This is a genomic window from Acidiferrobacterales bacterium (genome assembly GCA_028820695.1).
Taxonomy (GTDB): Bacteria; Pseudomonadota; Gammaproteobacteria; order Arenicellales; family JAJDZL01; genus JAJDZL01.
On record JAPPIB010000045.1, the window covers coordinates 52,999 to 74,566 of the forward strand.

Sequence of the window (21,568 nt, forward strand, 5' to 3'; positions counted from 1 at the left end):
TTTCCTTTGAAATTCTTTGGCCAATATGGTATATAAGCCGTTTTTCAAACTTGCTGTCCGAAATAAGGAATGGAAGCATTTTGGGTTCTTGAAATTTTACCATAAATGTAGGAATAACTTCAAACTTGGAAACTATCGCAAAATCACTGAATTTCGAGCCGTACCAGGCGAAAAGCAACGAAAAGTACATGAATGAGAAGCAGCGAAAGCACTTCTTGGAAATTCTTACGACCTGGAAGGAGGAGCTGTTGGGAGAATCGTCGCGAACCGTCGTCAACCTGCAGGACGAAACCATCAACCATCCGGATCAGATTGATCGGGCGAGTCAGGAAACTGACATGTCAATTGAGCTGCGCAATCGGGATCGGGAACGGCGACTAATCCGTAAAATTGAAGAGTCTATCGTCAGACTTGAGACCGGCGGATATGGATACTGCGAATCGTGTGGGATTGAAATCGGTCTCGGCAGGCTGGAAGCGCGGCCTACAGCAATTCTCTGCCTGGACTGCAAGGTGCTCGATGAGATTAAAGAGCGTCGACGGCACTGAATCACCAATTTCGAGATACATGATCAACTTGGAACTTCACGTCAGGCAGAGCGATTGAATCTGCGCCGACCGAATCAGTTATGTCTGAAATTCGCCATAATACCCGGTGGGAAACTGATGCCCCTGTCGATCATGTGCCAACCACCTGAAATTCACCGGATCAAACATGAAAGATTGTGACCTGATCGTCAGAGACGGATTGGTTGCCGCACACGACGGCACTATCGCCCAAGCTGACGTTGCATGCACGGATGGCCGTATCGTGTCCATTGCACCGTCTTTGAAACTCGCCTGCAACATCGAAATTTCCGCACAGGGACTGTTGGTCCTGCCAGGAGTGATAGACGCCCAGGTTCATTTCCGAGATCCGGGAAACACCCACAAGGAAGATCTGGCGAGCGGCTCGCGAGCGGCTGTCCGCGGCGGTGTTACCAGCTTTCTTGAGATGCCCAATACCAACCCGCCTACCATCAACCAGCAGGAACTGGACAAGAAATTAGCGAGAGCGGCTCAAGTTTGTGTCGCCAACTACGGTTTCTTCATCGGTGCCACACCAGATAATCTCGACGATATCAATTCAGCGGGACCCGTATGCGGCATCAAGATATTCATGGGTTCGAGTACGGGTACACTCCTGGTACACGCCGAAAGTGATTTGGAAAGAATTTTTGCCGGCGGCTCGCGTCTGATCGCGGTACATGCTGAGGATGAGGAACGACTGCGCAGCCGAATGCAGGCGTTTCTCGGTGACGGAACACAGCCGATCGATGTCGCCGTTCACTCGCAGATTCGTGACGATGAGTCAGCACTGCTGGCAACCCGAAGAGCGGTAGAACTGTCCCGGAAGTTCAACCGGCGTCTGCATGTCCTGCACCTGACTTCGGCGGTCGAAGTTGACTATCTCAGAGACAACAAGACCGACTTGATCAGCGTCGAATGCACTCCAAACCACCTGTTTCTCACCGAAAACGATTACGCGCAGCTGGGCAGTTTCGCACAGATGAATCCTCCCCTGCGTACCATTCGTGATCAGCAGGCCTTGTGGGCGGGCCTGAAAGACGGCACAATCGACTTCATCGCAACCGATCACGCACCTCACACGAAAGACGAGAAAGCCAAAGCATACCCGGAAAGCCCCTCCGGCATGCCCGGAGTGGAAACATCTTTGCCACTGATACTGACTGCCTGGAAAGACGGTCACTGCACCTTGGAGCAGTTACTGAAATGGCTTTGCCGCGGACCTGCGGAAATTTATGGAATGGTCGGCAAGGGACGACTCGAACCGGGATTTGATGCGGACTTGACCATCGTTGACATCGACCACTACAGAACCGTTCGTGACGATGATATGCTTACCAAAGTCAGATGGAGCCCATTTCGGGGAAGAAAGCTCACGGGCTGGCCCTTGTGGACCATAGTTGGAGGAAAGATCGCTTACGCCGACAACACGATTCAGGAGGGCGTGAGAGGGTCACCGGTGCGATTCGGTTAAGGGCAGGTCCGATAATCGCCAACGATCGTCTCTAAGTCGGATCCCTTTGCAACGTTATTGTAAAAGGACCGTCATTGACCAGCGAAACTTTCATATCCATCCCGAATCTGCCTCTGGCAATCGGGATTTTCAGTAACTCGTCAAGTGTCCGGGCAAACTCATCAAACAGATCACTCGCTCCTTGTGGTTCCATCGCCTGTGTAAAGTCCGGCCGGCGGCCGCGATCAGTCGATGCATAGAGCGTGAACTGGGGGACTGCCAGGACGGCGCCACCGGATTCAAGAACAGAATGCTGCAGACGCCGTTCGGCGTCCTCGAAGATTCTCAGATTGACAACCTTGTTTGCGAGTTCCCGAACAATGCCTGAATTGTCGTTATGGGTGAACCCGACAAACAGCAACAGTCCCCTGCCAATCTCCCCTGCCGTTTCACCGGATATAACTACGGAAGCGCCGAGTACCCGCTGTGCCAGCACCCTCATCAGACTGTCAAGGCGACCTTCAGTTGATCAAGCTGCTTCCTCTATGGCTTTCATGCTCAGTCGGATTCGACCCTGCTTGTCGACTTCAAGCACCTTGACCTTGACTTCATCACCTTCTTTGAGGACGTCGGACACCTGATTGACTCTCCTTTGCGAAATCTGGGAGATATGAACCAGCCCGTCTCGGCCTGGAAGAATATTGACAAATGCACCGAAGTCCATCAACTTGACAACTGTTCCATCGTAGACCTTTCCAACCTCTACATCCGAGGTGATCAGCTTGATTCGCTCCATAGCCATTTCGCCCCCGGACTTGTCCACTGAGGCAATCATGACCACACCGTCATCAGAAACGTCGATGGTGGCGCCAGACTCCTCGGAAAGCGAGCGAATGGTCGCGCCTCCCTTGCCGATCACATCGCGAATCTTGCTGGTGCTGATTTTCATCGTGAGAATACGCGGCGCGAACTCGGACATTTCCTGACGCGCGGCCGGCAACGCCTTGTCCATCTCTGACAATACGTGCAACCTGGCATCTCTCGCCCGATCCAATGCCTCGCGCATGATTTCCTCATTGATGCCCTGAATCTTGATATCCATCTGCAATGCAGTGACACCGTCCTTGGTTCCTGCCACCTTGAAGTCCATATCGCCCAGATGATCCTCGTCGCCAAGTATGTCAGTGAGAATCTTGAAGTTCGATTCCCCCTTGATCAATCCCATCGCAACGCCGGACACTGGTGCGGAAATTTTCACTCCGGCATCCATCAGCGACAGACTTGTCCCACATACAGTGGCCATGGAACTGGATCCATTGGACTCGGTGATTTCCGAAACCACACGAATGACATAAGGGCAGTCGTCTCGTTCTGGAAGGACTGCAGCAATTGCCCTTTTCGCCAGTCGTCCGTGACCGATTTCGCGACGCTTCGGTGATCCGATTCTTCCGGTTTCACCGACACAGAATGGAGGGAAATTGTAATGCAGCAGAAATGGGTCTCGATGCTCGCCTTCAAGAGCATCGATGATTTGGGCGTCCCGCTCTGTTCCCAGCGTCGTAATCACCAGCGCCTGGGTCTCGCCCCGGGTAAACACGGCAGAGCCGTGAGTCCGCGGAAATACCCGTGTCTGGATGTCAATCGGACGGACTGTGTTCAGATCGCGGCCGTCGATTCGGGGCTTGCCGTCCAGGATCCTGCCGCGGACAATTTCGGACTCGAGTCGATTGATCATGTCGCCGACGGCTGAAATCTGATCGTCCTCCAATTCGCTGTCTTGCGAGATCTGCTCGATGACGTCGGAACGAACATTCGAAATCATTTCCCGTCGCGTCTTCTTCACGTCGATGTCGTAGGCCTGCTCAAGCCGAGCCCGCGCACATTGGTCAACCTGCTGTGCAAGCGCCTCGTCAGTTTGCGGCGGGTCCCAATCCCAAGCCGGTTTGCCAGCCCGCTCGGCCAGATCGTTGATCGCGTCGATCGCAGTCTGTATCTCTCGATGTCCGAACATCACCGCACCAAGCATCTGCTCTTCGGATAGAACGTTTGCCTCCGATTCCACCATCAATACCGCTTCGCTGGTACCGGCGACGACCAGATCGAGTTTGGATTCGCTCTGCAGGATGTCATTGTGGGGGTTGAGGACATATTCACCATTAATGAATCCAACCCTGGTACCACCAAGCGTTCCGTTGAATGGCACACCTGAAATCTTGATTGCAGCCGAAGCTCCAAGCATGGCAATAATGTCCGGATCAATTTTCGGGTCAACTGACATGATTGTTGCGACAACCTGCACTTCGTTGCAAAATCCCTTGGGAAAGAGCGGTCGCAATGGCCGATCAATCAGTCGACAGGTCAATACCGCCTTTTCCGACGGTCGTCCCTCACGCTTAAAAAAGCCGCCAGGAATTCGTCCGGCGGCATAGGTTCTTTCTTCATATTCAACTGTCAGTGGCAGAAAATTGAATTTCTTAGGCTCGGTTTCCGCCACTATAGTGACCAATACCGAAGTATCGCCCATACTGGCAACAACCGCACCGGTTGCCTGTCTAGCTATTCGCCCTGTTTCCAGTCGTACAGTTTCGCTGCCGTACTGAAACGACACTTCCGCATAACCATTCATCTAGGTTGTTCTCCTCTTGTATTCCAGCCTGTTATTTCCTAATTCCCAATCGCGCAATAAGTTCCCTGTATCGCTCCTGGTCTTTGGACTTGAGGTAATCCAGTAATTTACGCCTGCGATTCACCATCCGCAACAAGCCCTGCCGCGAGTGATGGTCATGCTTGTGTTCCTTGAAATGATCAGTCAGCCCGCGTATTCTTTCAGTCAGCAAGGCGACCTGCACTTCCGGTGAACCCGTATCATTTTCGTTACGGCGATAGTCGTCGACTATCTTCGTCTTTTCAGCTACCGATAAAGCCATTTTCCTATTCCAATCCAAAAAAGTATCCGCAAACACATCTCATTGCCTTGTTTGCGGACAAACCAAATATCACCGTGGTACAACGACGTGCCTATCATACAAGAGATTAGGCATTCGTGTGGTGAAAAAGTCGTTTGGGTGCAACTCTTCCATCACCCAAGGACGTACCAATCCCTAAAAAACCGACAGAATCCTCGTACAATCTCACCACTCCTTCGGGTGGGAGATTCCCCGCACGAACCGCCTGGCCACGGCACAGGTAGTATGCTGCGTCAGAGGAAAGATCGACTTTAGGCAAATGTGTCAAAGTCTGGTCACACGGGATCAACAACTCACGCCGCTGTTCAACTGACTCGATCTGCTCGATCTCGTCGCGGCTATAACTGTCATTGACATGCAGAATACCGACGCCAATCCGTCTCAACGACTCGACATGAGCCCCGCACCCTAGCCTCTCGCCGATCTGGTGTGCAAGAACCCGCACATAATACCCGCTTGAGCACGTCAGTTCAATTTCAATTTTCGAATCGTCGAGATTCAGCAACTTGATCCGGTAGACCCTCACGCGTCGGGTCTTGCGCTGGATTTCAATGCCTTGCCGAGCATACTTGTATAACGGCTCCCCATTTATCTTTACCGCTGAGTACATGGGTGGGAGCTGATCGTATTCTCCGACAAACTCGTCGAGTATCCTGAGGATTTTCTGTTTCGTCAGCATCACCGGACGACGTTCGATGACGTCACCCTCGCGATCCCCCGTTGTGGTGGATTCACCAAATTTCACTACAGTCCTATAGCATTTGTCGGCGTCCAGGAAAAACCCGGCTGCCTTGGTCGCCTCACCGATGCATATCGGCAAAAGACCTGTCGCAATCGGATCCAGATTTCCGGTATGTCCCGCCTTGCGGACATGCAACAGTGACTTCACCTCCTTCAACGCAGCGTTAGAGGAGATTGCGGAAGGCTTGTCGAAAAGGAGAATTCCTGAAACCGCAGCTGGTTCTTTATGTCGTACGTTCATGATTCCGAGTTGGCGATATTGTCAATCAGGCCAATCACATGTCTGCTCCTTTCCGGCACCTCATCTTTCAGAAACGAAACTGCGGGTGTGTACTTCATATCCAGATTCGCACTCAGCTGGTGGCGGATATACGACTTTGCCCGATTGAGACTGTGGAGTGTCCTTTCCATATTGTCAGGCGCTTCACTGCTGGTGACATAGACTTTCGCGTGTTTCAGATCCCTTGACATGGAGACTTCGGTAATCGTTATCTGTCCAATTCTGGGATCGGCGAGCCTGTTTTGCAAAATAGAACTCAATTCGCGATGCACTACAGAACCGACTTTCCTGCAGCGACTGGTTCTTGTACCGTCGTCGAACATTCTAAAGCCTGAAACGACCAGACTCCGTCAGGAGTGACTGACCTCCTTGGACTGATAGATTTCCAACTGATCGTCGGTATGAATGTCATGATAGTTGCGGACCTGAATGCCGCATTCCATTCCTGCCTTCACTTCAGGCACATCGTTCTTGAACCTTCTCAAGGAATCGATCACCCCATTGTGAATCATAATGTTGTTGCGCAATACACGTACCGGAAGGTGATTTCGGACGGTACCCTCGCTGACATAACAGCCTGCAATAGTCCCGACCTTTGGAAACTTGAACACTTCGCGCACCTCAACCTGCGCAATGATCTCCTCCACAGTCACCGGTTTCATGTTGCTTGCAATTAATTCCTTCATTGCGTCGATCGCATCGTAAATCACACCGCAGTAAATGACCTTGATGTTGTTGCTGTCAATCTCCTGCTTGGCGGTCGCTTCGGCTCGAACATTGAACGCGATAATTATCGCATCTGCCGGCGTGGCAAGATTGACATCGGATTTGCTGATACCGCCGACCATGCTATGGATTACTCTTATCTCAACTTCCTCGTTGGAGAGATTGGCGATCGCTGTCGACAGGGCTTCTGCCGAACCGCGAACATCAGCCTTGATCACTATATTGAGGATTTTCGGGCTGTCCGAGTCACCGAAAGTGAGCTCAATCGGCCCGGGGCCGGGCTTGCTTGCACCGGCATTGCGATAATCGATCAGCTGCTGTGCGGTCTTATCATCCTGAACGCAAATGAAAGATTCGCCAACTGCAGGAATTTCCTGAAATCCAATGATCTCAACCGGTGTCGATGGACCTGCCGACTTGACTTTCGTGCCGCGGTCGTTTCGAAGTGTTCGCACGCGCGCCTTCTGAACGCCGGCGACCACATGATTTCCGATCATGAGATTGCCTTTCTGCACCAGCACCGTCACGACCGCCCCCAGACCCCGATCGACCCTGGCCTCGATAACGACTCCACTGGCTATGCCTTCGGTAGGAGCCGTAAGGTCCAGAACCTCGGACTGAAGCTCGACCATTTCAAGCAACTCATTGACGCCCGTACCTCTGAGCGCGGAGACCGGCGAATAAAGAACATCTCCGCCAAAGTCCTCCACGATGACATCATGTTCGGTAAGCTCCCGGAGCACCTTGTCGGGACTGGACTTATCCTTGTCAATCTTGTTGATGGCAACGATAACAGGCACATTCGCGCTGCGTGCGTGATTGATCGCTTCCACTGTCTGGGGTTTGACCCCGTCATCCGCAGCAACCACCAGAATCACGATATCTGTCGCCTTTGCTCCGCGAACCCTCATTTCCGAAAACGCTTCGTGTCCCGGGGTGTCGAAGAATGTGATGCTGCCTTTGGTCGTCTTGACCACATAGGCGCCGATGTGCTGTGTAATCCCACCTTTTTCGCCCTCAGCAACTTTGGTTGAGCGAATATGGTCCAGCAAGGTTGTCTTGCCATGGTCGACGTGTCCCATGACCGCAACGACTGGCGAACGCGGATGCATCTCACGGTCGTCGGCTTCAAGATTGATCAGGGTGGCCTCAAGGTCTTGCGAATCCGCCTCTGTCGGCCGGTGCCCCATTTCCTCAACCAGATAATTGGCTGTGTCCTTGTCTATGGTATCGTTGATTGTTACAATCTGACTGACTTCAAACAGTTTCTTGATCAGTTCGGGCGCCTTGACGGACATTGCTTTGGCCAACTCCGTAATCTTATTGGAATCAGAAACCGCCACTTCCACAACAATCGGGTCGACCGGCTGGGTAAACCTGTGTTTTTTCTGATGGTCGTCGCTGAGCGGTGCCTTACTGCGACGGACGCGATCCCGCGATGGCTTTTTCCGGCCTCTGGCGATGTGCAACTGCTCACGTCGGGCGGTATCTTCCTTTGCGGCGGATTTTCGCTTTCCCTTGGCCTTCTTGGGTGTTTTCCTGCCACTGCCCGGCTCTTTCTTTTCAATTATGGGCTGGGGCACTTCCACAGGTTGCTGCACGTCGGCTTGCGCGGCCTCTTCAGGGGCTTCATCTGTTTCAGGCTTCACCTGCTCGCCAGCTGTCGGTTCTGTGGCCTCATCGGGTGCTGCAACCGCTTCCTGATCCTCTGTCTGCGCTCCCTGCGGAGGTTGCTCCTCCGCTTCAGCCGTCGTTTCTTCTTCTTTCTCTTTGGGTGTATCTGGCACATCAACCAAAGGTGCTGGAATGCCCCTTGGCACGATCACAGATCCGTCGACCACCTCGATCTTGACTTCCCGTTTGGCGCCGGTCCGTCCCTGTGATTCGACTGACTGGCTCGGCTTTTTGGTCTTGATCTGCACGCGGCCCGTCTGCATCGACTTGACCAGCTTGATCTTCTGCATGGGCGTAATATTGCTGTCTCCGGTGATGCCTGCCACACCGGCCTCCTCAAACAGCATGATCAGCCGATCCTCGGAAATTTCGAATGATTCGGCGAGATTTTTAAGCGATTCCGTCATGCAGCCTCTTACCCTTCTTCGTTCTCCAGTTCTTCAAGCATCGGCGCCCGTGCGCTCATAATCAGTTCACCGGCCAATTCAATGTCCATATTTGGAATGACGTCCAATAAATCGTATGTGGAGCAATCAGCCAATTCCTCGCGGCTCAGGATGTCGTTTGCCGCCAGCAAACCGGCCATGGCCTCGTCCACGCCCTCGACCTCAAAAAGCGATGGCTCGGGTTTGTTGTGCTCTGCCTTGACCACACCGGCAATCTCGTCCTTGAGGATCGCGTCAGTGGCCCGGTTCTGGATCTCTGCGACAAGGCTTTCGTCAAACTGCTCGATGTCCGCCAGAACCTCGGCTTCTGCGTAGGCGATGTCCAGCATCGTGCGATACTCGTTCTGAACCAGGACCATCGCCACGTCCTCATCAACGTCCAGTTGTTCCATCAGTTTCTCAATTTCCGCCCGATCTTCCTTGAAGCGTTTTTCCTGGGCTGCCTCGTAGTTCATGATGTTCAACGTCCAACCTGTCAGCTGGGAGGCCAGTCTCACGTTCTGTCCACTGCGTCCGATTGCCTGTGATAACTGTGATTCCGCAACAACAACATCCATGCTGTGTGTCTGATTGTTAATGGCAATCGATTCGACCTCCGCCGGAGCCAGGGCATTGATCACAAACTGCGGTGCATTCGGGGACCATTGGACAATATCCACACGCTCACCGGCGATTTCATTGGAAACGCTCTGTACCCGGGTACCGCGCACACCGACACAGGCACCGATCGGATCAATTTTCGAATCAGGAGAGAAAACGGCGATTTTCGCTCTTTCCCCTGGATCTCGGGCTGCGCTTTTGATTTCAACCAGACCTTCCCGTGTTTCCGGCACCTCGAGCTTGAACAGTTCAATCAACAGTTCAGGAGAGGTGCGATCAAGAATCAGCTGCGGGCCTCGGGAATCGCTGCGCACATCTTTCAAGATCCCTCTAATGCGGTCGCCCTTGCGCAGACCGTCTTTGGGTATGGAGCAACTCCTTGGCAGAAGCGCCTCGACACTGTCGACATCGACGACTGAGTCGAGACGTTCGGCGCGCCGTACCGAACCGAACAGCATTGTCCCAATAAGCGGCGTGTATTGTTCATAGATCTGGCGACGTTCCGCCTCACGGACTTTCTGCAAGATAACCTGGCGGGTCGTCTGAGCAGCGATGCGTCCTAACGCGCTTGAGGGGATCTGTTCCTCAATGAACTGCCCGGCTTCCGCGTCCGGTTGCGTCTGCTTGATCTTGGCCAGCAATATATGGCGATCCTCACTGAAATTCTCGTCTTCCTCCTCCACGATCTCCCATCTGCGGAACGTATCGAAGCCGCCGGTTTCCCGATTGATCGATACTCTGGCATCAATATCGAGAATATTCTGTCTTTTTGCAGCGGCCGCCAACGCGTCCTCGACCGCCTCGAAGATAACCTCGGTATCCAGATTCCGCTCGTCGGAAAGGGCTTGCACAATAGTTGGTATGTTTGACTTATCCATTATTCATGCGCTCCTTCAAGCCAATCCTCCCATATCCGGTTTCAAACGGGCTCGACGAATGCCAGTGATATCAATGCTGTAATTATCACCATCCGCGAGCACCACAATGTCATTGTCCCTTACCTCAAGCAATTGTCCCAGAAAATTCTTTCTGCCTTTACACTGCACCCAGGTTGAAACATCGATCCACTGCCCGACCGCCTGGACGAAGTGTTCGCGCTTGGCCAGCGGCCGTTCAATTCCAGGCGATGAGACTTCCAGATTGTACGGACCCGTGATTGGATCTTCCACATCGAGCAGCCTGCCCACCTGTCTGCTGACGAATGCGCAGTCATCTAAGTCCACGCCGCCGGGAGCATCGATATACAGGCGAAGTACTCGGGACCTCCCGCGACCGATCAATTCGATGTGCACCAGTTCATACCCATAGCCTTCCACGGCCTCGTCAAGCATGCCCTGCCAGTCGTGCTGTGTCTGTATCAGGTTCGACAATTCTCCCAGAACTCCAGTTTTTTGGATCCGAACAATCAAAAACCTCGCATTAGCGAGGTTTTCTTGAGTCTATTCCTCCGTTTCAGTCAGTTTGGTTCAGAACAATCTCAACGTGTCACTGATCAATCAACACCAATCCACTGACTGAAAGCTTTCTTGGTGTGAAAGTATACCATAAGTCAGCCGTTGATATCAGCGTCAAATTCCAAACGACACCGCGGGTTTTTCAGGCGTTGACATCGGCTACCCGATAAAAATCCATGTAGTTTTGGGCATTGTGTTTCAAAACGAGAACTCAGTGGCGTGTGAATCAGGGTGCCTGCAGTGACAAATCGCACCCGCCGAAAGTTCATTTGCGGCTTTCGAGAATACCAGCGCGACTGCAACATCACCGACCCCATCAATCACCTGGTCAACTCACTCCGAGGGAAAACCATAATCACCGCATAAGTGCGGTGATCTTCACTGTCGCTGTCCGGAAACAGGAACTATCCGGCAGATGCATCACCGGGGACCTGAGAAAGAGCGCGGCACGCTGAAGTGGATGTGTCCGGAGGCTGTGTTTATCTCGACTGATGAAAGTAACGGTTGCAAAGTTGTCGGGATGGAAGACTCTGACTTTGCCCAGCTGTGAAGGCAGTGACTGCTGTTCCGTCTTCATAGGCTTGATGGTATTCATTATTCATGATCGGTCCAGATTCCAGCCGCGAGGTGGAAGTATCAGATGGCAACGTCCAATACTGCCCGACTGCAGGAAAAAATATCGGTCATCGCCTGACCAGACTATTGTCAGATTGCTGATACACTCCCAATCGTCAGAAAGTTTTTTACTTGTACGTAAATTTTTTTATAATATCTGGCACGAACTGAAATTTGGAGGCAAAAACAAAAAACTATGCGAACTGGAGATCAAATGCTCAACCATGTTATCGATAAATCCGCTACGGATTCCGATTTCAGGATGAAACTGGTTTCAGACCCAAAAGCTACGATCAGTGAGGAATTGGATATTACCGTACCCGACTCCATGACAATCGTAGTGCATGAGAGTGATATGCAGACCGTTCATATCGCTCTGCCACCGGACCCCAACATGACCGAAGAACAGCTTGAAGCTGTGTCAGCTGGTCTTTGTTGCTGCTGGTAAGTCTTTTTAGGAGCATTACCAGCCAAGATCCCGAGCCATTTGGTTCCGATCTTGTAAACAAGTTGGAATGAAAAACCCCTTGTCGATGTATCGACAAGGGGTTTTTTGGTGGTAAGCGCCAAAAATCCAATCTGCTCCTGATCGCACCAGGAGTCAGGTGGCAAGATTGCTTCAGTTCTTCAGGAAATCCACAAGATTTTCCAGAGCCTCAATACAGAATGCAGACGTCACAGACTCAGACCCGTGTCCCTGCTGCCCCCACGTGCCCCACTTCAGCGACTGATCACCAAAAGCCAGAAGTTCAGGCCAACTGCCATCCTCACCTTGCATATCAATGATCCGTTCGGCCTGTCTCTTTGCATCAATGCGTTCAAGGCATCCTATGTTATGCAACGCTGAAACTGCCTGAGCAGTCTGAAGGACATCGCCAAAATCGCCCATGCCATCGCACAACCCTGCGATACGGTCCGCCAGTACGGGTCGTAATTGGTCAAGCGCCGGTCGCACCCTGATCATGGCACGCGCGGCGGCATAGCATATTGCCACTGGATCGGGGTACCACTTCGATGTGCCGGCAAGATCACTGTCCGCAATGAGACTTTCCAACCATCGCAGGGCGCGTTCGGTTTCCGGACGGTCGCCCAGATAAGCGATTACGTTCGCATTGACTACCGGATCGGCTTCAATACGAAACATCTTCACAACATCCGGCTCATCTCCCTCGAGAATCCAGGTCATAAATCGACCGTACTCGTCGCGATTCGCCAGAATTTGCGGTATGTTCCTTCCCAACATGACCCACGGATGGTTCCCAGCGACAAGCGAACACAGAGCGGTACTGTCCAGATCCTGGGGAAGGTGACGGTAGTATCTCCACAACCCTGGATATTCAATGGTCTTGACGAGGTAAGTCCTGGCCGCGTCGCACATCACCTTGGCACGCCGATCATCAGAACTTTCCAAGGCAAGTACACAATAGGCGGAGATGAAGGGAGGCCTTTCGAAATGTCGGGGTATGTCCGGGTCTGAGACATTGAAGCGAATGCAGTGCAATGCCCCGTCTTCATTGACAGTGGAACTCAGGAAATCAAGCCCCAGGCTGATACTCTCCCTGCCCGCTTTCGCAAGTTCCTCACAGGTCAAATTATCCTTTGGGTCTCGCGGTCTCTCAGGGCGCGGTGGACGGACGGGCGGCGCCGGATCGTAAAGTGTCGCCCGAAGAAACTCAAGTGATGTACCACCGGTCTTGGCCGCCTGCCGTTCGGCTTCGGTGAACTTGTCTTGGGGTGGAAGCACCAGATGCGTCTCGGTGTAGGACTCTTCGTGAACATGGATTTTGTGGTCTGCATCCAATTTCACGTCAAGTTCGCGTTCGATCATCGCTTTCGGGTCGGCGAGAAGACTCCTGCGAAACTCGCCATCCTCACGAGCTTTCGATTCAATCTTCCCAGCTGCGTCAACCGATCTTTTCACCAAAGATACCCAATTCCGGTCATTGAGTCGATTCGATTCAGAGAGTCTGTCTTCTCACCAACTCTTTGAACACTCCATCGACTGCCATGAGATTCTGGAAAGAACCTTTTTGTATGACCTTTCCCGATTTCATCACGTAAATCTGATCTGCTTGCGCCAGCTCGGACAGTCGGTGGGCGATGACAACCCGGGTGGAGGTCAGAGCTGCGAGGTTCTGCATCACCCGAGCCTGACTTTCATTGTCCAGCCAATTGGTTGCCTCGTCAAGCATTATGATTCTGGGGTTGCGAACAACTGAACGCGCAATTGTGACGCGCTGACTCTCTCCTCCGGACAGAACACTCCCACTAGCGCCCACCATAGTCATCATACCCATAGGCATGGCCTTGATCAGCTCGTCAATCTCAGCGGTCCGGGCAGCCCGCCATATTTCTTCACTGGTCACGTTCTCGTGATGACTTACCACGTTATCCCAGATGTCATTGGGATGAAGCGCCACTGACTGCGGCACTGTACCAATTTCCCGACGCAGTTGCTTCAGGTTCAATTGGTTCACATCACGCCCGTCGAAATACACGGCGCCAGCTGTTGGCTGCTCAATTCCAAGTGCGAGTCGCAATAGCGTACTCTTGCCTGCGCCAGATTCCCCGGCGATGGCAACAAATTCACCGGGACGGATATGAATCGTGACATCATCGAGTATCAGCGGACCGTCCGGGCCGTAACGGAAAGAAACTTGATCGAACAGAATCTCACCACCTAGTTTAGGAACCGGGTTTCCCTCTGACTCGACTTCCGGAACTGCGGCAAGCATCGGACGAATCTGCTTAAACGCTGGCAGCAAGGACGCGATGGTGCCTATGGACTCGCCGAGTCTGGAGATTGCAGACTGGAGCACGAGAAATGCAGTGTAAACGATGAGAAAACTGCCAATCGCGACATGCCCGCTGTTCTGAATCGCGGTCGCGAAAAGCAAAACGCCACCTGCAAGAAATGGGAGCGCAGCTGCGAAAGCCCGTAAATGTCCTTCGAGCGAACCCAGTTCGATCTCCGCGTTCTTTTGCTGGCGATACTCCTGCGCCCAGATCGCATACGCCGACCCTTCTGCGTTTTCCACCCGCAGCTTGACTATGCCGTCCACGATCTGAAACAGCCGTCCCGCTACACGACGGGCTGCGCCGAGCATTCGCCCATAAGGCAATATCTGACGCAATCCAAATATCACGGTTATCAACAGCGAAAAAAGACTGAATACAAGGGCAACAACCCCAAGAAACGTATCGTAGAAGAAAATGACTGCAAAAATGGGGAGCAGGAAAATGACGGAGAGCAGGCTATCCGAAACCACCCCCTGAAAGCCATCGCGCAAGTTCTGGAATGTCATCCCCGACATGGCAAGATTGCCAACCGGATACTGATGCAAGATTTTTGATGGCAGCCGCATGAGCCGATCCCAATATGCAGCTTCAATTCGCGAGGCTGTACGTCCTTCGATTCGCATCATTGTTGTGCTTTGCAGTATGTGCAACAGTGCGCCCGCCACACCAAATCCTGCGATCATCGCTGCAAAAATCCACAACTCGTCCAAAGTTCCATCGGACGTTACCTCGGTTGCGACATAACCAAGTGCAAGAGCGGGCACCAACTTAATCAACCCGAACAGAGTCCCGACGATAACCAGCCATGTCAGGTCCGCAAGTGAACCGGACAAGCCAATTTTCAACATATCTGCCAGATTCATCTTGCCCGTCGGCAGTGGTTGATAGAACACCCAGGCGTCTTCGGCCAATGTGCCGGCACTGTCAGATGTCACCCGGGTCTTGCGCTTGGTTACCGGATCATATTCCCGATAACCTCCGAACGTACCCGGCAACAGTGCCACAGGCTGGTCATTCTCGGAGCGGAACGCGAGCAATGCGTTGCTGTCGCTCCGCCACCACTTCTCATCTGAATTCAGACGCACGCGACGGGCGCGAATGCCTGACGCGGTCAGGACATCAAAAAGGCGCAGTGGAGTGGTGCCCAGTGCAGATCGCGATGGAATCGTGAAATTGATCCCTTCACGATGTCCGATTGTTTTCAGCGCGTCCACCAAACCTGTGTCTCCAGCACTGACATCCTGATCAACTGGCAATTCATACAAATTGAATAGACGGTGTCGGGCGACTTTCTCAACCATACGTCGGCTAGATGACAGTGCGACTTCCAAATTTACCTCATCCACCACCGCCAACCGACGATTCAGTCGTTCCAAGTCGAATGCAACGGTATGGAAGTAAGCCAGTGCCGGCATCAACGTTCCTTCCCGCGCCAGGGTTTCGGTCGATTTGCCCGATACTGTAGTTTCCGCATTCAAGTTAAGCCAACTGTACGGCGTCATCGGTAATATGGTCTGAAGTGAGCTGTCCATCCGGGAAAGTTCCGCCTGCTCGATAATATCCATGAACAGGCACCCGCTTTGTGGCAGCTCGGTCACCCACACGACACCTCCCAGAGCAGATAACGTACCTGGCGCCACGCTCTGCATTTGATCAGGCTTCGCGTACGCTGTCATCCGTGGAAGTGGGTTTACAAATCGCGATAAAGTTGCGGTTATCTGGGTGAGCCATGTATCAATCTGTTCAGCCGTTTCTGCTGGATCAACCTCGGATAACAACGAAACTGGCAGGCGTTTCAAAAGGGAATCGGGCGTGCCTTTGGCGACTAAATGCAATGTAGTGCCCGTTTTGTCATCTCGCCGATCTGGCGCTACACCCGGCAGTAACCGGCCCGACTCGCTGCTCAGCAAGTGCTGCGGTGCCTGCATCACTCCTTCAATGTATTCGATGATGAAAAGATTGACAGCGCCTCGATCGATGTACCAGATATGATCCGGATCATCGAGATCAACCGGCAGATTGGCGGCGCATGGAACTGATGTACCGCTACGGGCAGCAAGTTCGGCCAGTGATGTGTACCCGCCGGGTGTGGAATCGTTCATCAGTGCGACATGACAAGTTTGAAATACGGACCGTCCCGATCCTCGATCAACTCAGAGTGAGTACCTCGCTGTACCGTAACTCCTTTGTCGAGCACTATGATCTCGTCGCTGTCTCTCACGGTGCTCAGCCGATGTGCTATGATCAGGCAGGAGACTCCGCGACGCCGTAAGGCTGCATCGACACGTTGCTCGGTCTTGGCATCGAGGTTGCTGGTTGCTTCGTCCAGAACGAGCAGCGTCGGATTGCTTACAAGTGCCCGTGCGATCTCCAGCCGCTGTCTTTGGCCACCACTGAAATTCGCTCCACCTTCTTCAACATATGTTGAGTATCCCTTCGGCCTGAGCAGTATCTCGTCATGAAGCTGAGCATCTCGCATGGCAGCAAAAACAGCTTCATCTGGAACCGCTGAGTTCCAAAAGGTAATGTTGTCGCGTAGCGGTCCGGAAAAGACAACCATTTCCTGATTTACCATCGAAATAGACTGCTGAAGCACCTGCTCTGGAATCTCGTCGCGACGAAAACCTTCAAACAGAATATCGCCCGACCATGGTTGATAGATGCCTGATACAAGACCCGCCAAAGTCGATTTTCCAGAACCACTCGGTCCAACGATGGCAACTCTCTGCCCTGGTTTGATTTCAAGGTTGAAATTCTCGATTACTGGCGGACGGGCAATGTTGTAACCGAAAGTGACACCTCGCAACTCAAGATGACCCGAAAGCTGGAGTCGGCCCTTAAATGTCTTTATCGACTCTGAGTCGGGTTTGCGGCGCCTGAATTCGGGGGCGGGCTCAGTTTTGGATATATCTTCAAGTCGCTGCAAGTCAATTTTGAGCGCCTGATGCATGTCGGTGAATTCCATGAACCGTCCGACAGGGGACAAAAACATCTGCGCCAGGATAAAAAATCCAACCAAGGCACCCAAAGTCATTTCCCCATTGATGACCATCATTCCGCCGACAGTACAGATCACCGCGCTGCGAAAAATATCAATCATGTCTGGTAATGCGATACTGACCGCACTCGCTTCGGAATATAGCTGGCAGGCCTGTAATTCTTTCGCTTGCTGGCCACACCAACGGGAAAAAAACCGGTCATCTGACCCGGTCATACGCAGGTTCTCCGCATGGTTGAGCATCTGCATACCGTAGTTGATCAGCATTCCCTGCTCGCGCCGCATCGTCTGGCTTCGGACGGCACGAATCGCGTTGAGAGACCGCGCCAGAACCACATGGAGAATACCCAACAATAGAACGATCAGCGAAAGCAGGACATCATAGGCAACCATCGCGATTAGAAAAAACACGCTCATCGCCATATCGATAAGAAGAATAAGATACTGGCTTGTCAGATTTTTCGCGATCCTGTCTATGGACGAGATCCGATCCACCACATCGCCTGTAAGTCGGTTCTGAAAAAATTCCATCGGCAACCGCAAAAGCCGCGACATGCCCCGGCTATACCAGATCACCGACATCCGAACCGCAAGCCGCTTCAAGAATCGGTGTTTGAACAATGTCAGGATGTATGCGAGGATACCGCCACCAAACAAAGCTCCTGCCAATCCGCCCCAGGATTCATGGCCGCCCAGCACATCGTCCACAAAAGTACCGAGAATTGCAGGGACAATGATTGCCAACAATGTAAGCATGAGTGTGCACACAATCACACCGACAAGCATGCGCTTGGATCCCGACAGATACAAGCCTAGCTGATCCCATACACTGGGCTGTTCCCCGCCGGGTTTGAAATTCTCATTGCGCGTGACCTGCAACGCAACACCACTGTATGCTTTGTTGAACTCCTCAGCGGAAACCTTGCGACGTCCGGTCGATGGATCATTGAGATAGAAGTTGTGGTCATCGAACCCCTCAAGAACCATAAAATGGCTGAATTGCCAGAACAGAATAAGCGGCAGTTTCAAGTTCTTCAGCTTATCGCCGCTAATGCTCAAACCCTTGCACTCGAGACCATAGTGCCTGGCAGCGCGCACGATGCTGGCAGCATTGCTGCCGTCTCGGCTCACCTCACACTTCTCGCGCAGTTCGGCCAGAGACACCCAGCGTCCGAAGTAGCCGAGCACAATTCCAAGGCAGGCCGCGCCACATTCCGATGCGTGCATCTGCAGCACAACCGGTGTGGTTATCTTTTGTTTCATTGAGTCTGAGCTCATGAAAGTGATGCCCTAAATCCGCATTAGAGATAAAAAAACAACAAAAGCCCTGCCAGTATAAAGGGTTGAAACAAAACTCCGTTTCACCTTATGGGACAGAAAAATCATACCTCAAGGCGAGACTGATAAAAATTGTACCACACCGATGCGAGTTTCACCTCCCGTAGCGGGCCGGCAGCCAATCGCTGAATTCATGAGCCGGTTGAGGCTCGGTGCGAGAAGCGATCCGTTGTTTCCGCCTTGCGGTCAGGCTCCGCGAATGGTGACACCAAAATTGTCCTTACGCAGATTCAGGGTGATTCAGGGATATCTACGATTGTCTGTTTCGGAATAGCGCGATCGGTAACCGCGTGCCAAGTTGAATCGTAACCCGGCAATTCGTATCTGTGTAAGAGCTAAGGTCAAACTGTTCGTCCGGTATGACATCAACCCTGTGAACTGATATCGGCAGTTGTGCCTCAAACCTCGCCAGTTCCCCGGATATGGGTTCAGAAGAGATTTTCGCTATCTTTCCGTTGAATTCCAGATTGTTGTCATCAGTTTCGCCGAGTTGTATCTTTATCGGCAATTTGGAATGGATATCGCGCACACTGCCGGAATTGACCCAAATGAGTACCTGCACTGACCGGTTGGTCTCAGATGGGTTATCAACAGAGCCGACAAAAATTCCGTCGGCAGTAAAACTACGGGTCATGCTTCCAAAAAACAGCCATCCGGTGAAGATCACCAGCAGCGAGACGGTGACGGCTAGAACAAGACGCTCTCGAGGCGTGGAAACTATCAGCAATCGATCGAGTTGCTCGCGATCGTGCTTAGCCTCAGCGACGGTATCGTGAAATGATTGAAACGGATTGCCGAACACAGCCTTAGCTCTTATGTTGGGAAAGTTGGAACCAATGAATGAGGTTGCCCTTTCGAGTCTGGAAATCGAATCGTTCACAAACTATCTGTTCAACTTCCCATCGGTCGGTTCTCATCTTCGAATTCTCCGTTTCTTTCCGATTGAATTGTGCAGCCGGTATATTAGCACCGCTATCAGATTGGAGTCAATTTCCTGCCCTCGTTCACCACAGATGCGGCAACCCGACGGGGTTCTGACGAGCGGGCAATCACCCGACAACCGATATGCCATTGTCCTTTGCCAGAAAGAACATTCAGGCGCAATGCAGGTGCATGGCGGTGGGCTGTCCCCCAATGTCAGTCGACCTTGATCGATTCGCAAAACAGTTTATTCACTCCTGCGTCATCTTTGGATAGGTGTTGCAACCGTGTTTTTCCATTTCTGCCAGATCGCGTATCGCGGATAATCTCTGACATCCCATCCAACCCGAGCGTTCATCACTTCGGTGAGCAACCGAGGCCCTGAGACATCTGGAGATAACTCGTACAAGGAACCCCACACATGCGATTCCAGTCAACCTCGTCGATAGTCGGCTGACTTATCAATTCGACCATATCGTCAAACCTGTCCAGGGCGTCGCAGTCGACCAGGCCGGGAGCTGCCGCCTTACGATGTTTCGGCCAGATATGTTCACGCGCATGACGCCAGAATTCGCTGTCGTGTACAGAACCGCGACTATAGTGCCAGCCAACAAAAAGGCCATAACACAGCATGGTCTTGATGAGAAATCGATTGACCACCGGTGCGTCTCGCTCAAGGTGATCAATCGAACGGTGAAGTCGAGTATGAATCACCATTCCAATCTGCAACTGAGCCGATACTATGGCTGTCGCTTCAAGAGGCTCCATGAAAGCTCCGGCATTGCCAATGCGAGCCACTGCGCCGTCATAAATTCGTCGATGAATGAAATTAGGAAACTGAATGACTGCGCGCTGCTCGAATTCTGACACGCCCTCGGCTTGAAGCAACTCATCAAAGTCCGACTCCACTTCAGTGATATCGGACAGATCGCGGTTGAAGATATATCCATATGACGTGTGTGCAGTAAGTGGGATCACAAACACCCAACCATGGGGACGGGCGACTGCTCGGGTATAGGTATGATGCAATGCTGCTCCATCTTGCCCGTCATTGATGATCGACGGGCAACGACGGATGACAGCTGTATTCGTCGGAATGAAAGAGATATCAATGTGTTGCTCGGGGTTGAGTTGTGGAGGAAAGCCGCGGGCGTCAAACACCAAGTCGTAACGTTCCGACTGCCGGTGCTCAAATTGCACTTCAGCCCCGCCGGCCACTCGGGTGATTTTCAGCACTTTCGCGTTGATATGACTGGCCTGCGAACTTTCGGTCAGCATCTCACCCATCAGATCCGCTGACAAATGGTATGCGTAGGATTCATCACGCGGCATGAAATAGTGTATGAATTGCCGGTTTTTCAGCCCCCATCCCTCAAATGCCACACCGTACTTTCGGGTTCCCTTGATACGCTGTTGAACTGTTAACTGAGGCATCCCTGTCAGTTGGCTCAATTCCTGAACCAGACTTGGCCAACTGCCTTCACCCACTCCGATTGTGGGGATGTCGGGGTCATATATGTGGTGCAGCTCGTAATCACTATGAGGGAGAAGACGCGTGATGGAGGCAGCCGCCAGGCACCCAGCTGTTCCCCGTCCGATGACTGCAATTTTGCGTAATGATTCGCGACCTGGCTGTATCATCCGGCACTGACCCCGGCAAAATAATCAAGCAATTCTTCTGGAATGTTCGGGACTGCTGCCTGTGCAACAACTTGTTCGGAACATTATACCATCAGCACTCATATGGACTTTGGGGCACGAAAGCCATGCATTCCCGCCAAGTTGAGAGTTCAAGCGCCAAGTTTGCACCGAGTCCGAACCGTTGAATCAGCATGGCATGCGAATGCAAAGTCCGTTCGGATTCAGTTCGACGATACAAACCGTGACTCTCATTGGTCATGCCGTATAATGCGCCTATCGGGCTGAGACAGCTCGGTGAGGACACAATCCTTGGTTGTCTTTTCGGCACACAAAGGGAAATCGTGCTCAAA

16 protein-coding genes are annotated in these 21,568 nt (G+C 52.3%); 3 read left to right on the plus strand and 13 right to left on the minus strand.

From position 1 onward, the window contains the following. Positions 1 to 101 precede the first annotated feature (101 nt). Positions 102 to 548, plus strand: a complete 447-nt coding sequence (gene dksA, locus OXI60_06900; GenBank protein MDE0309544.1) for an RNA polymerase-binding protein DksA — start codon at positions 102 to 104, stop codon at positions 546 to 548. Between the two features lie 166 nt (positions 549 to 714). Then, the gene (locus OXI60_06905) at positions 715 to 2,040 is read left to right on the plus strand and encodes a dihydroorotase (protein ID MDE0309545.1); all 1,326 of its coding nucleotides are present in this window, start codon (positions 715 to 717) and stop codon (positions 2,038 to 2,040) included. A 31-nt stretch (positions 2,041 to 2,071) separates the two neighbouring features. Here OXI60_06905 and dtd read toward each other — a convergent pair whose 3' ends face one another. The 8 genes from dtd to OXI60_06945 all read right to left on the minus strand — a co-directional run bounded on the left by dtd (position 2,072) and on the right by OXI60_06945 (position 10,822). Then, positions 2,072 to 2,521 carry a D-aminoacyl-tRNA deacylase gene (gene dtd / locus OXI60_06910; protein MDE0309546.1) on the minus strand — a complete coding sequence of 150 codons (450 nt, stop codon included), beginning with the start codon at positions 2,519 to 2,521 and terminating at the stop codon, positions 2,072 to 2,074. 27 nt (positions 2,522 to 2,548) lie between these two features. After that, positions 2,549 to 4,645 carry a polyribonucleotide nucleotidyltransferase gene (gene pnp, locus OXI60_06915; protein MDE0309547.1) on the minus strand — a complete coding sequence of 699 codons (2,097 nt, stop codon included), beginning with the start codon at positions 4,643 to 4,645 and terminating at the stop codon, positions 2,549 to 2,551. Positions 4,646 to 4,676: 31 nt separating this feature from the next. Beyond that, positions 4,677 to 4,946: a 30S ribosomal protein S15 gene (gene rpsO / locus OXI60_06920; protein MDE0309548.1), complete on the minus strand. Its 270-nt coding sequence runs from the start codon at positions 4,944 to 4,946 to the stop codon at positions 4,677 to 4,679. Between the two features lie 106 nt (positions 4,947 to 5,052). Then, positions 5,053 to 5,967 (minus strand): tRNA pseudouridine(55) synthase TruB, encoded by a 915-nt coding sequence (truB, locus tag OXI60_06925; GenBank protein MDE0309549.1) that lies wholly within the window; start codon positions 5,965 to 5,967, stop codon positions 5,053 to 5,055. After that, entirely contained in the window at positions 5,964 to 6,329 is a 366-nt protein-coding gene (gene rbfA / locus OXI60_06930) for a 30S ribosome-binding factor RbfA (protein MDE0309550.1), read from the minus strand. Before rbfA ends, truB begins: the two co-directional genes overlap by 4 nt. Positions 6,330 to 6,356: 27 nt before the next feature. Beyond that, positions 6,357 to 8,813 carry a translation initiation factor IF-2 gene (gene infB, locus OXI60_06935; protein ID MDE0309551.1) on the minus strand — a complete coding sequence of 819 codons (2,457 nt, stop codon included), beginning with the start codon at positions 8,811 to 8,813 and terminating at the stop codon, positions 6,357 to 6,359. A gap of 8 nt (positions 8,814 to 8,821) precedes the next feature. Beyond that, positions 8,822 to 10,330, minus strand: coding sequence for a transcription termination factor NusA (nusA, locus tag OXI60_06940; protein MDE0309552.1), 1,509 nt, complete (start codon positions 10,328 to 10,330; stop codon positions 8,822 to 8,824). A 15-nt stretch (positions 10,331 to 10,345) separates the two neighbouring features. Continuing rightward, positions 10,346 to 10,822 (minus strand): ribosome maturation factor RimP, encoded by a 477-nt coding sequence (locus OXI60_06945; GenBank protein MDE0309553.1) that lies wholly within the window; start codon positions 10,820 to 10,822, stop codon positions 10,346 to 10,348. Positions 10,823 to 11,735: 913 nt separating this feature from the next. On the opposite strand from OXI60_06945, the gene OXI60_06950 reads away from it, so the two are divergent. Continuing rightward, positions 11,736 to 11,969, plus strand: a complete 234-nt coding sequence (locus OXI60_06950) for an NHLP leader peptide family RiPP precursor (GenBank protein ID MDE0309554.1) — start codon at positions 11,736 to 11,738, stop codon at positions 11,967 to 11,969. Between the two features lie 171 nt (positions 11,970 to 12,140). Here OXI60_06950 and OXI60_06955 read toward each other — a convergent pair whose 3' ends face one another. From OXI60_06955 to OXI60_06975, 5 genes are all read right to left on the minus strand, one after another. Beyond that, entirely contained in the window at positions 12,141 to 13,442 is a 1,302-nt protein-coding gene (locus OXI60_06955; protein ID MDE0309555.1) for a hypothetical protein, read from the minus strand. Between the two features lie 37 nt (positions 13,443 to 13,479). Next, positions 13,480 to 16,422, minus strand: a complete 2,943-nt coding sequence (locus tag OXI60_06960; protein MDE0309556.1) for an ATP-binding cassette domain-containing protein — start codon at positions 16,420 to 16,422, stop codon at positions 13,480 to 13,482. Continuing rightward, positions 16,422 to 18,581, minus strand: a complete 2,160-nt coding sequence (locus OXI60_06965) for a cysteine peptidase family C39 domain-containing protein (GenBank protein ID MDE0309557.1) — start codon at positions 18,579 to 18,581, stop codon at positions 16,422 to 16,424. Before OXI60_06965 ends, OXI60_06960 begins: the two co-directional genes overlap by 1 nt. 325 nt (positions 18,582 to 18,906) lie before the next feature. Further along, the gene (locus tag OXI60_06970) at positions 18,907 to 19,536 is read right to left on the minus strand and encodes a hypothetical protein (protein MDE0309558.1); all 630 of its coding nucleotides are present in this window, start codon (positions 19,534 to 19,536) and stop codon (positions 18,907 to 18,909) included. A 398-nt stretch (positions 19,537 to 19,934) separates the two neighbouring features. Next, on the minus strand, positions 19,935 to 21,218 hold the full coding sequence (locus tag OXI60_06975) for a tryptophan 7-halogenase (protein ID MDE0309559.1): 1,284 nt from the start codon (positions 21,216 to 21,218) through the stop codon (positions 19,935 to 19,937). Positions 21,219 to 21,568: the final 350 nt, after the last annotated feature.

Bases quoted from the DNA above. Each gene is read 5' to 3' on its own strand.
- OXI60_06905 (MDE0309545.1), top strand. From the start codon at position 715: ATGAAAGATTGTGACCTGATCGTCAGAGACGGATTGGTTGCCGCACAC.
- dtd (MDE0309546.1), bottom strand. From the start codon at position 2,521: ATGAGGGTGCTGGCACAGCGGGTACTCGGCGCTTCCGTAGTTATATCC.
- pnp (MDE0309547.1), bottom strand. From the start codon at position 4,645: ATGAATGGTTATGCGGAAGTGTCGTTTCAGTACGGCAGCGAAACTGTA.
- rpsO (MDE0309548.1), bottom strand. From the start codon at position 4,946: ATGGCTTTATCGGTAGCTGAAAAGACGAAGATAGTCGACGACTATCGC.
- truB (MDE0309549.1), bottom strand. From the start codon at position 5,967: ATGAACGTACGACATAAAGAACCAGCTGCGGTTTCAGGAATTCTCCTT.
- rbfA (MDE0309550.1), bottom strand. From the start codon at position 6,329: ATGTTCGACGACGGTACAAGAACCAGTCGCTGCAGGAAAGTCGGTTCT.
- infB (MDE0309551.1), bottom strand. From the start codon at position 8,813: ATGACGGAATCGCTTAAAAATCTCGCCGAATCATTCGAAATTTCCGAG.
- nusA (MDE0309552.1), bottom strand. From the start codon at position 10,330: ATGGATAAGTCAAACATACCAACTATTGTGCAAGCCCTTTCCGACGAG.
- OXI60_06950 (MDE0309554.1), top strand. From the start codon at position 11,736: ATGCTCAACCATGTTATCGATAAATCCGCTACGGATTCCGATTTCAGG.
- OXI60_06960 (MDE0309556.1), bottom strand. From the start codon at position 16,422: ATGAACGATTCCACACCCGGCGGGTACACATCACTGGCCGAACTTGCT.
- OXI60_06965 (MDE0309557.1), bottom strand. From the start codon at position 18,581: ATGAAACAAAAGATAACCACACCGGTTGTGCTGCAGATGCACGCATCG.
- OXI60_06975 (MDE0309559.1), bottom strand. From the start codon at position 21,218: ATGATACAGCCAGGTCGCGAATCATTACGCAAAATTGCAGTCATCGGA.